Source organism: Parabacteroides chinchillae (assembly GCF_900108035.1).
GTDB lineage: Bacteria > Bacteroidota > Bacteroidia > Bacteroidales > Tannerellaceae > Parabacteroides > Parabacteroides chinchillae.
In genome coordinates this window covers 38070-48731 of record NZ_FNVS01000024.1, presented here as the reverse complement: position 1 = coordinate 48731, position 10662 = coordinate 38070, and the positions used below count along the sequence as shown (strand labels likewise).

General features: G+C 41.1%; 10 protein-coding genes. 3 read left to right on the top strand and 7 right to left on the bottom strand.

Annotated features, from left to right (window positions below):
• Positions 1-397: 397 nt before the first annotated feature.
• From C4S38_RS15055 to C4S38_RS15045, 3 genes are all read left to right on the top strand, one after another.
• Positions 398-925 (top strand): lipocalin family protein, encoded by a 528-nt coding sequence (locus C4S38_RS15055; RefSeq protein WP_103984386.1) that lies wholly within the window; start codon positions 398-400, stop codon positions 923-925.
• Positions 926-983: 58 nt separating this feature from the next.
• Positions 984-1406, top strand: coding sequence for a large-conductance mechanosensitive channel protein MscL (mscL, locus tag C4S38_RS15050; RefSeq protein WP_099463316.1), 423 nt, complete (start codon positions 984-986; stop codon positions 1404-1406).
• Positions 1407-1540: 134 nt separating this feature from the next.
• Positions 1541-2377 carry a head GIN domain-containing protein gene (locus C4S38_RS15045; RefSeq protein ID WP_103984385.1) on the top strand — a complete coding sequence of 279 codons (837 nt, stop codon included), beginning with the start codon at positions 1541-1543 and terminating at the stop codon, positions 2375-2377.
• Positions 2378-2396: 19 nt separating this feature from the next.
• Here the strand turns inward: C4S38_RS15045 and C4S38_RS15040 are convergent, their stop codons facing one another.
• The 7 genes from C4S38_RS15040 to C4S38_RS15010 all read right to left on the bottom strand — a co-directional run bounded on the left by C4S38_RS15040 (position 2397) and on the right by C4S38_RS15010 (position 10622).
• Positions 2397-4115: a sensor histidine kinase gene (locus C4S38_RS15040; protein WP_394340859.1), complete on the bottom strand. Its 1719-nt coding sequence runs from the start codon at positions 4113-4115 to the stop codon at positions 2397-2399.
• Between the two features lie 14 nt (positions 4116-4129).
• Positions 4130-5251 carry a sensor protein KdpD gene (locus C4S38_RS15035; protein ID WP_103984383.1) on the bottom strand — a complete coding sequence of 374 codons (1122 nt, stop codon included), beginning with the start codon at positions 5249-5251 and terminating at the stop codon, positions 4130-4132.
• Between the two features lie 19 nt (positions 5252-5270).
• Positions 5271-6026: a TorF family putative porin gene (locus C4S38_RS15030; RefSeq protein ID WP_103984382.1), complete on the bottom strand. Its 756-nt coding sequence runs from the start codon at positions 6024-6026 to the stop codon at positions 5271-5273.
• 8 nt (positions 6027-6034) lie between these two features.
• Positions 6035-6616, bottom strand: coding sequence for a K(+)-transporting ATPase subunit C (locus C4S38_RS15025; RefSeq protein WP_103984381.1), 582 nt, complete (start codon positions 6614-6616; stop codon positions 6035-6037).
• Between the two features lie 136 nt (positions 6617-6752).
• Positions 6753-8792 (bottom strand): potassium-transporting ATPase subunit KdpB, encoded by a 2040-nt coding sequence (kdpB, locus tag C4S38_RS15020; protein WP_103984380.1) that lies wholly within the window; start codon positions 8790-8792, stop codon positions 6753-6755.
• Positions 8793-8816: 24 nt separating this feature from the next.
• Positions 8817-10523: a potassium-transporting ATPase subunit KdpA gene (gene kdpA / locus C4S38_RS15015; protein WP_103984379.1), complete on the bottom strand. Its 1707-nt coding sequence runs from the start codon at positions 10521-10523 to the stop codon at positions 8817-8819.
• A gap of 18 nt (positions 10524-10541) precedes the next feature.
• A complete protein-coding gene (locus tag C4S38_RS15010) occupies positions 10542-10622 on the bottom strand; it encodes a potassium-transporting ATPase subunit F (protein ID WP_103984378.1) in 81 nt (26 codons plus the stop codon).
• Between the last annotated feature and the right edge of the window lie 40 nt (positions 10623-10662).

Sequence of the window (10662 nt, the reverse complement as noted above, 5' to 3'; positions counted from 1 at the left end):
ATATATTCCAAACTTTATTCCAACTATTTTTTTAAACAAAACAAGGCGCACAACCTAATTTGCATAACATCCGCAAGTTACATATTGAAAAAAAATTATCAGATTCGTTATCCCTAAATCTTAACGATTTATTTATATATATAATGTACGAAAAACCCAGCCAGTAATATTCAAGGAACAAATATAGCATACCTCCAATACCGCCAAAGCCAGATCAGGCATCTTAAAGATACCAAATAAGCTTAATACATTCAAAAATCAGAAAATAAATCATCCCGATGATTTAAAAAAAAGATCGGGATGATTTTATTATTTCATCGGGATGATTGGAATAAAGGCTCCTAAAAAACCTTTTCTCTACAGCTTATGTTTTATAATAAGAAGAAATAATTAAAATATGAATTTAAAACTTACAATCTTTACATATATATTACTAATGAATACTTCATGCATACAACGTGATATCGACAAAACAACTATAAAAACAATTGACATAGATAAATATATGGGCAAATGGTTTGAAATAGCACGGATAGACCATCGTTTTGAACATAACCTGGTTGGCGTTACAGCCCAATACACAAAACTACCCAATGGCAAGATACAAGTGATAAACAGCGGATACTGGAATGATTTCTCCGGAGACTTCAAAACAGCCAAAGGTGTAGCCAAAATAACAAATGCCTCCGAACCCGGAAAATTAAAAGTTTCGTTTTTTCTTTGGTTTTATGCGGAATACAATATAATGGAATTAGACAGCAAAAACTATTCATATGCTTTAATTGGCAGCAATACATCAGAATATCTATGGATATTAAGCCGTACACCTCAGTTGCCCGAAGAAACTATCCGTCTTCTATTAAACAAAGCAGAACAAAGAGGATATGACATCTCCATAGTAAAGAGAATCAAACAAAAGGAATAAACGTTATGATAATGCAAAATTAAAAATTACATTTGTAATTATAACTAAAATACACAATATGGGAAATATATTACAAGAATTTAAGCAGTTTGCCATGCGCGGAAACGTGGTAGATATGGCAGTAGGTATCATTATAGGTGGTGCTTTCGGCAAAATTGTATCATCTGTTGTAGCCGATCTTATTATGCCTCCAATCGGATTACTGATTGGTGGTGTTAATTTCACAGATCTGAAAATTACGCTTAAACATGCAGTTATGGAAGGCGATAAAATCATCACCCCCGCTGTAAGTATAAATTACGGCAACTTTATACAGGTTACTCTTGATTTTATTATCATTGCCTTCGCCATATTCTTATTAATTAAAGGTATGAATTCTTTAAGTAAAAAGAAAGAAGAAACTCCGCCCGCCCCACCGGCTCCTCCTGCCGACATACAATTGCTTACTGAAATTCGGGACTTACTGAAAAAGCAGGGGTAAAGGAACAAAACGTTACGTTATAATTCCATATGCTTTGAGTAGAGGAATCTAACGTAACGTTTTTTGTGCCAAAATATGTAACCATTTTCCTGTTACATGCGTCTAAATAGAAAAACGATTAAATTCTATCGACTATGGAAACAAGAATCATGACATTATTTACGTTGATAACCCTTTGTACAATGCCTTGCATGGCAAAAACAATAAAAGGGAACGGTAAGATCACAACCAAACAAATTTCAGTAGGAGAATACTCTTCAGTCTTACTAAGTTCCAACACATTAGGATCCAACAACAGCTGGTTCAACTGGTTTTCCAGTGGACAACAAACCTCATACATATTTAATTATAAGCAGGAAGAAACAGCTTCACTTCAGATTATTATAGATGAGAATCTCTATCCATACCTGAATATTAAGACGAACAACGAAGAGCTAACTATTACCACAAAAGGAGGGGAGGAATTAATCCCGACCACTTTCAAACTAAATGGAACATCCAAAAATTTAAAGAAAATCCATACATCAGGTAACATAGATTTCGCGTTACAAAGTCCTTTATCCGGTGACGACCTGGAAATATTGACAAGCAAGGGCAGTGATATTACTATGAAATATCCGGTACAAATGAATCATTGTACAGTGACAGCACGGGCAGGAGGAGATATTGTGCTTAGCAGCCTCACTTGCGAATCGATCCAATGCAAAGCTACCAGCGGTAGCGACCTCACTCTTAAAGGGAAAGCAAACAGTGCTTTATATAAAGCTTCCAGAGGATCCAATATTAAAGGAAGCGATTTCATTATAGCCCGGTTAGAGTGTTCTGCCAGTAGCGGATCCGGCATATATACACATGTCACAGACTATTTAAAAGCTTCTGCCAGCGTAGGTAGCGATATACATTATAAAGGGAATCCAGAACTTAACTCTTCGACTTCCGTAGGTAGCAATATTACAAAAGAGGGCTTTTAATTGCCCTCTTTTCTATTTTCTATATGACAAACCGGATTACAAATGTACTTCCTTTCCCAACTTCACTATCCACCCGGATAGTACCGCCATGGGCTTCTACAAAATCTTTACTAATTGCCAGACCTAAACCACTGCCTTGTACTTTCGTACCCGGAACACGAAAATAACGGTCGAAGATACTTTGATGATAACGAGGATCGATGCCTTTCCCGAAATCCTGAACGAAAATATCGATCGCTTTATCCAACTGCCGGGCTCCAATGATGATCCGTCCATTTTCCGGCGTATAATGAATCGCATTAGAAAGCAGGTTTGTAAGTACCCAAGCAATCTTCTCACTATCCACAAATAATTTGGAAATCTTCTCCGGGTATTCTACTTCTATATGACAACCGAAACGTTCGGCCTGCACGCGGTTTGCCTTGATTGCATAATCGATCAATTCAATTGGTTTCGTTATCTTCGGGTTTAACTGCAATTTACCGGTTTCCACTTGCGTCATCTTTAAAAGTTCGCCGGTAATTTCGAGCAAACGATCGCTGCTTTCCTTAATACTTTGTGTTAAAGTTTTCTGCTCGTCGTTCATATCTCCGACACGGTTATCGTCAAGCAGTTTCAAGCTCATCATGATAGCGGCAATAGGTGTTTTCAGTTCATGAGAAATAGTAGAGATAAAAGTAGTCTTAGCCGAATCCAATTCCTTAAACTCTGTAATATTTTTCAGCAAGATCACATCACCGACATACTGGTTCTTCATCGTATCTTCATCCGACACATGGATCGGAATATATTTGGCCTGAAAATAGCTTTCTTTATTATCTGCATAAATCTTCAGCGGCTCGTTCTTCTCATTGGGTTGAATCAATTCGCGAATCAAACGGCGAAGCAAATCATTCTTCAACGCTAATTCGGCTGCGGACTTACCAATCACATTTTCCCGCTTCAGGTTCAGAATCGTTAACGCTTCATCATTGGCAAAAAGAATCGAACGGTCACCATTCAGACCTATAATCGGTTCATTGATACTGTTTACAATTGCTTCAATATATTTCTTTGCCTGAATAATATCCGCCAATGTGCTTTTACGATATTCGGCAAGATGCTCTGCCATACGATTGAAGGAGTTCGCTACTTCTGCAAATTCCTCATACCCGCCCAAATCCAGCCGCTTTTCATAATTATGATTCGCAATTCCCATAATACCGTCTTTCAGTTTACGGATAGGAGCATCAATAGAACGAGGAAGCTTTATCAGAAATACAAAAGCTATAAGTATGCACAACACACCAATCACCCCAATCCAAAGCAAAGCTTGGTGTGCTGTTGATTCCGCCACCTGGCTTTTACGGTAAATAGATGCCATATTCAGACTCATCACCTGATTCAAGGCTATACGCACACGCTGAATTGTTGTATCGTTCCGGTCTTTCAGCATCGACTCATAACGCATAGCCAAATACGAAGTAGCTGCATTTTCATCAACTTCAGTAATATTCTTTTTCTGCAATTCCAGATTCTTCTCAAACTCAGAACGGGCAACCGGGTCTGTTTTGATCCGCTCCAACGCATCCAGCATCCGGCGCGAATAAAGTAAAGAGTTGTAGTTATCTGCCAGAATATTCTGTGTATCGGAAGACATATTCAAAATATTCTCTACCGACAAACAGCCCAGCAAGACAATCATTGCAAACAGCAAACCTATTCCATAAGTCAGCTTTGTTTTAATCTTTAAATGAATGGATTGAAACATACTCAAGCTATAATTACAAGGTCAATATTTAATTGCGACAAATTATTCAATAACATCCGATAATCCAGCAGAGATACAATAACGGACGAGAAACGTAAAGACGGTTTTCCTACACAAACCGTAGTAATTTGTTTCTCCCTGCATACCTGCACGATACATTCCGAAACATTCTTCGATTGCATTTGTATTATTTCTCCACCTAACTCTGTAGCCAGTTTGAAATGATTGGACAAATGACGTTGACTAACCAACGGAATCCGCTCCACACTTTCACGCGGAGTCTGAACATACAGTACATAAAACTTCGAGTTATAACGCGTTGCCAGCCGCGCTACCTTGCGAATTACTTTCCGCGGCGTCTTCTCGTTACTACTAATACAAGCCAAAAAACGTTCGTGACGCACTCTAAAGTTCTCTTGTACATAGTTTTCCACCTTCTTCTCCACCCGTAGTGCTACTTCTTTCAAAGCCAGTTCGCGGAGTTGAAGAATATTCTCAGACTTAAAGAAATTATTCAACGCAGTCTGTATCTTTTCGGGCTTATAAATTTTTCCTGCTTTAAGGCGGGCAAGAAGTTCATCGGCAGTCAAGTCGATGTTTACCACTTCGTCTGCCTGTTCCAGTACGCTGTCAGGAATACGTTCCTTTACTTCTACACCGGCAATATACTGTACCTCTTCGTTCAATCCTTCCAGATGCTGTATATTGACTGCCGTAATCACACTGATTCCAGCCTCCAGAATATCTATCACATCCTGCCAGCGTTTCTCGTTTTTGCTACCTTCTACATTCGTATGCGCTAACTCATCCACTATTACAACTTCGGGATGAATACTCAGAATAGCTTGCAAATCCATTTCTTCCACCTCTTTCCCTTTATAAAATAATTTTTTCCGGGAAATAACGGGCAGTCCGGCCACCAAAGCTTCAGTTTCCACACGTCCGTGTGTTTCAATATAACCGATCTGGATGTCAATACCGCTGTTCAGCAAGTCGTGTGCTTCCTGTAGCATACGATATGATTTGCCTACACCAGCAATCATACCGATGTAGACCTTAAAATTCCCACGGCGGGACTTCTTGAGCAAATCTAAAAAGTGTTGTACGCTATGCTGTCTATCCATATAGTCGCTTTCTGTTGCTTTATGGTTTCAATGTAAATCCGAATACCAAATGCATGTCTTCCAAACGCGGATTCCAGATTGCATGCGCAAATATAGGCAAAGAGAATGAATCCGTTATCTTTATTTCCGTTGTTCCTTTCAAGGCAACATTCGTTACGGCAAAACTATTCGTATAGTATTGCAACGCTTTATAAGGAACGACTCCGCAGGTAACATTCAAACCGACTCTTTTCACCGAGAACGGAAAGTTCAGTTCGGCATACGAAGAATAGTTCTGTCTGCCTTCCGCATTTTTGTCCATCCCGAAAAACATCGTATACCAAGCCATCGAAAGCGGGAACTTCTCTATCGGCAACGTGTATGCCAATCCACCTTCTAAATGGTGCGCCGTTTCTTTACTTTTAAAGTTAAAGAATTTGTTGGCTCCTTGCCCTGCCCACCAAAGATCGGCAACAGACAGCGTCAGTCCGGTATTACCGAACGTATAAGCCGCTGTCATATCAATTTCCTTATTCGCCAATCCTTCCGAAGCCTGATAACCATCAAAGTCCGTAGAACCCCAAACCGTAAACGAGAAACCGGCAACATTCAGTCCCAACGTTGGCTGAAAACTTGCTCCCGTCTGATACATACCGCGCCAGATATATGAACTTACCAAATCACCCTGTACCGTAAAACCTAAACCACTATTATTCGTACTTGCCTTTGCAGCCGAGACAAACAGCAATAAAGCTATTACTGTAATTCCGGCAATCTTTAACTTATCCAATTTCATAACTTCTATCAATTACGGCTTATTGCCTTATCTAATGATACATTCAATTTCAATACATTCACTTTTGCCATGCCGAAAAGACCCAATAAAGGAGCCTCTGTATTTTCTGTAATCAAGGCCATTACCTTTTCTTCGGGCAGTCCACGAGCATCAGCTACGCGCTTGGCTTGCACAAAGGCCGCTTTCGGAGAAATATCAGGATCAAGACCTGACGCACTGGCTGTCACCATTTCGGCCGGTACCTGATCGCGTTTTAAATAAGGATGATACAGTAAAAAAGTATCTATACGGACTTTCACCTCCGCCAGGTATTCTTCGTTGGAAGGACCTTTATTGCTACCTGCCGAACTGGTTGCATCATATCCGTCACCCGCACGTGAAGGACGTCCCCAGAAATAAATATCCTGTGTAAAGGCCTGTCCGATATTGGCTGCACCTATTACCTTTCCATTCAGTTCCACTACTTCGGCATTGCCTTTATTCGGGCTGAACACAAAGGCAAATATCCACAAAACAAATACATAAAAGACACCAAAAAATGCACAAAACGCCAGTGTCAGTTTGAATGATTTCAACAAATTCTTAATCATATCGCTAATTATTTCTTTTTACTATTACGTTTATTTTCTATTTCAACCGAAGAAAGAGTAATTTGATAATTATCAGCCGCTCGGTCTATCATTGTCAACATACTTTTTCTTCCTGTTTTTTCTTTAATTCAAATGCCTAAAAGAAAAGGCTAACTACCATATCGATCAACTTAATCCCGACAAACGGAACAAGAACGCCACTACCACCATAAATCAGCAGGTTACGGCGAAGCAACGCCGAAGCTCCAATCGGTTTGTAAGCTACACCGCGCAGAGCCAAAGGTATCAGAACCGGGATAATGATCGCATTGAAAATAACGGCGCTCAGAATAGCAGACTCCGGACTGTGCAGATGCATGATATTAAGTGCACCCAATGCAGGTATAGAAGCCATGAATAAAGCGGGTATAATGGCAAAGTACTTTGCAACGTCGTTAGCAATACTGAAAGTTGTCAGCGTACCACGCGTCATTAATAATTGCTTACCTATCTCAACAATTTCTATCAGTTTAGTCGGATCATTGTCCAAGTCCACCATATTGCCGGCTTCTTTGGCCGCTTGTGTACCGCTGTTCATCGCCACACCTACATTTGCCTGCGCCAGTGCCGGCGCATCATTCGTACCGTCTCCCATCATGGCAACCAACTTTCCGGCATCCTGTTCTTTCTTAATGTAATTCATTTTGTCTTCCGGCTTTGCTTCGGCTATATAGTCGTCTACACCCGCTTTCTCGGCAATATATTTTGCAGTCAACGGATTATCTCCCGTCACCATCACGGTTTTAACACCCATCTTGCGTAAACGCTCAAAACGTTCCTGAATACCCGGTTTGATAATATCCTGCAATTCGATCACACCGATAATGAAGTTATCTTGGGAGACAACAAGCGGAGTACCGCCATTGCTGGTAATATTCCGTACCAGATCGGCCACTTCTTCCGGATATTGATTGCCAGCAGCTTCACTCATCTTACGGATTGCATCAAAGGCACCTTTGCGGATGCGGGTTCCGTCTTTTAAATCGACGCCGGAGCATTTGGTCTCAGCAGTAAATTTAATCATTCGCGAACCGGAAGTACTTAAATCCCGTATACGAATCCCTTTCTCACGTCCGAGTTCAACAATAGACTTACCTTCCGGAGTTTCATCTGACAAAGACGCCATCAGGCAGGCTCGAACAAAGGATAGTTTATCTATTCCGGATACAGGATAAAACTGGGTTGCCTTACGATTGCCGATCGTAATAGTTCCGGTTTTATCAAGAAGCAAAGTATCTATATCGCCGGCCGTTTCGACAGCTTTGCCCGATTTGGTAATAACATTGGCACGAAGGGCGCGATCCATCCCCGCAATACCGATAGCCGAGAGCAAACCGCCGATAGTTGTCGGTATCAGACAAACAAACAGAGAAATAAAAGCAGCTACCGTAATTGCCGTACCAGAATAATCGGCAAAAGGTTTAAGAGTTGCGCATACAATAACAAACACCAGTGTAAAGCCGGCCAAAAGAATTGTCAGTGCAATTTCGTTTGGAGTCTTTTTACGTGAAGCACCTTCTACCAACGCTATCATCTTATCTAAGAAGCTCTCGCCCGGTTGGGTGGTAACTACTACTTTTATCTGGTCGGACAGTACTTTCGTACCGCCGGTTACGGAACTTTTATCACCTCCGGCCTCTCGAATCACAGGAGCCGATTCACCAGTTATGGCACTTTCGTCAATGGAAGCCAGACCTTCCAGAATTTCTCCGTCGATAGGAATAGTATCACCGGCTTCACAGACAAAGATATCGCCTTTCTTCAACCGGGAAGAACTGACTACTTTAATATCACTACCGATAAGCAGCCTGGCTGGTGTTTCTTCGCGGGTCTTACGCAAACTATCGGCCTGTGCCTTACCGCGTGCTTCGGCAATAGCCTCGGCGAAATTGGCAAACAACAACGTAACAAACAAAACGAGAAACACCAACAGATTGTAACCAAACGAACCTTGATCCTGAGCACCGGTTGCAGCAGCCCAGATTGTAACAATGAACATTACAAAGGTCACAATCTCCACAATAAACATAATCGGATTACGAAACATCGTGCGTGGATTCAACTTAACGAACGATTGCTTTAAGCTTTCTATGACGAGCTCCTTTGGAAACAAAGAAGCGGATTTATTACTTTTCATGAATTATCAATTATAAATTATGAATTACAACGAGAAATACTCGGCGATCGGGCCTAATGATAATGCAGGGAAGAAGGACAAAGCAGCTACAATCACGATAACGCAGAATGTCATCACGGCAAATGTACCTGTGTCTGTCTTTAATGTGCCAGCACTTTCGGGGATGAATTTTTTCTGAGCCAGCAATCCGGCAATAGCAACCTGACCGATAATCGGCAAATAGCGCGAAATAATTAATGCCAGACCACAGGTAAAGTTCCAGAACCAGGTATTATCGCCCAAACCTTCAAAACCGGAACCATTGTTAGCGGACGAAGATGTATATTCATAAAGCATCTCGCTAAAACCGTGGTATCCCGGATTGTTCAACCAGCCGCCTTCCGCTTCCACAATACCGGGATGATGCGCATAAATATAACTTGACAAGGCTGTAAAGAATAAAATTACAAATGGATGAGCAAGTGCCACGATAGTAGCAATCTTCATTTCCCGGGCTTCTATCTTCTTTCCCAGAAATTCAGGAGTACGTCCTACCATCAGCCCGCTAATAAACACAGCTATAATAAGGAACGTATAATAATTAAGAAAACCAACGCCTACACCACCAAACCAAGTATTGATCTGCATATTCAACATAGCAACCATTCCACTAAGCGGCGTCAGGCTGTCGTGCATACCATTTACCGAACCGTTAGAAGTGACCGTAGTCGTTACCGACCATAAAGCAGTGGCAGCCGCCCCGATTCGTGTTTCTTTCCCTTCCATCGAACCACACCGTTGGTCAATCGTCATTTCACTAATCTTCGGATTACCGTTCATTTCCTGATATACATTAAGGCAAACGCCCGCCAGATAAGCAAACAGCATCACGCCAAAGATAGAATAAGCCAGTTTTTTACGTTTCAGATAAAAACCCAAAGCAAAGATCATTGCCATAGGTATAATCAGTATAGACCAGCATTCCAGCATATTCGTCAGATAGGTAGGATTCTCCAACGGATGCGAAGAGTTCACGCCAAAGTAACCTCCGCCATTCGTTCCCAACTGCTTAATAGGAACAATAGCCGCTGTCGGGCCCTGCGAAACTAATTGTTCGGCACCTTCTAATGTTGCAACTTTCATCTTTCCATCAAAACCCATCGGAACACCTTGCAGGATAAGGATTAAACCAACAATCAGAGACATAGGGAACAAAATACGTGTACAGCTTATCACCAGATATTTCCAGAAATTACCAATTGTTTGTGTTGTTTTGGCTGCCATCGCCTTCATTACTCCGGCCATTGCAGCCATACCGGTTGCTGCCGTAATAAACTGAAACAGCATAATAACAAACAATTGAGTGAAGTAAGTCAAACCACTTTCGCCACTATAATGCTGCAGGTTGCAGTTTACCATAAAACTGATACAGGTATTAAACGCCTGATCGGGCGTTTGTCCCGCATTTCCGTCCGGATTCAACGGAAGGTAACCCTGTAATACCAGCAAGATCATTCCCCAAAAGAACCAGAATATATTAATAACAAGCAATGATTTGAGGAAAACCTTCCAGTTCATCTCTTCTTCGGGGTTGATTCCGCAAATCTTATACATAAACTTCTCTACCGGAGCCATAAAACGCATCCAGTCGCTTCCGTCCTTATATACTTTCGCAATATGTTTTCCCAACGGATAGCTCAATACGAGCAAGAGGACTATTTGCGCAATAACGCCCAACAATTCAGTATTCATCTTTTCGTCTTATTAGAATTAAAACTTTTCGGGTTTAACCAATACATACATCAGATACCCGAAGATTACCAAACAAAGTATAGCTAAAATCAAATACATACTTAAATCTCCTTTCTTCTAAATCTTTTCGAACCAATCA

What these genes read in the sequence shown, in the direction of transcription:
- C4S38_RS15055 (WP_103984386.1), top strand. Translation starts at nt 398, where the DNA reads ATGAATTTAAAACTTACAATCTTTACATATATATTACTAATGAATACT.
- mscL (WP_099463316.1), top strand. Translation starts at nt 984, where the DNA reads ATGGGAAATATATTACAAGAATTTAAGCAGTTTGCCATGCGCGGAAAC.
- C4S38_RS15045 (WP_103984385.1), top strand. Translation starts at nt 1,541, where the DNA reads ATGGAAACAAGAATCATGACATTATTTACGTTGATAACCCTTTGTACA.
- C4S38_RS15035 (WP_103984383.1), bottom strand. Translation starts at nt 5,251, where the DNA reads ATGGATAGACAGCATAGCGTACAACACTTTTTAGATTTGCTCAAGAAG.
- C4S38_RS15030 (WP_103984382.1), bottom strand. Translation starts at nt 6,026, where the DNA reads ATGAAATTGGATAAGTTAAAGATTGCCGGAATTACAGTAATAGCTTTA.
- C4S38_RS15025 (WP_103984381.1), bottom strand. Translation starts at nt 6,616, where the DNA reads ATGATTAAGAATTTGTTGAAATCATTCAAACTGACACTGGCGTTTTGT.
- kdpB (WP_103984380.1), bottom strand. Translation starts at nt 8,792, where the DNA reads ATGAAAAGTAATAAATCCGCTTCTTTGTTTCCAAAGGAGCTCGTCATA.
- kdpA (WP_103984379.1), bottom strand. Translation starts at nt 10,523, where the DNA reads ATGAATACTGAATTGTTGGGCGTTATTGCGCAAATAGTCCTCTTGCTC.
- C4S38_RS15010 (WP_103984378.1), bottom strand. Translation starts at nt 10,622, where the DNA reads ATGTATTTGATTTTAGCTATACTTTGTTTGGTAATCTTCGGGTATCTG.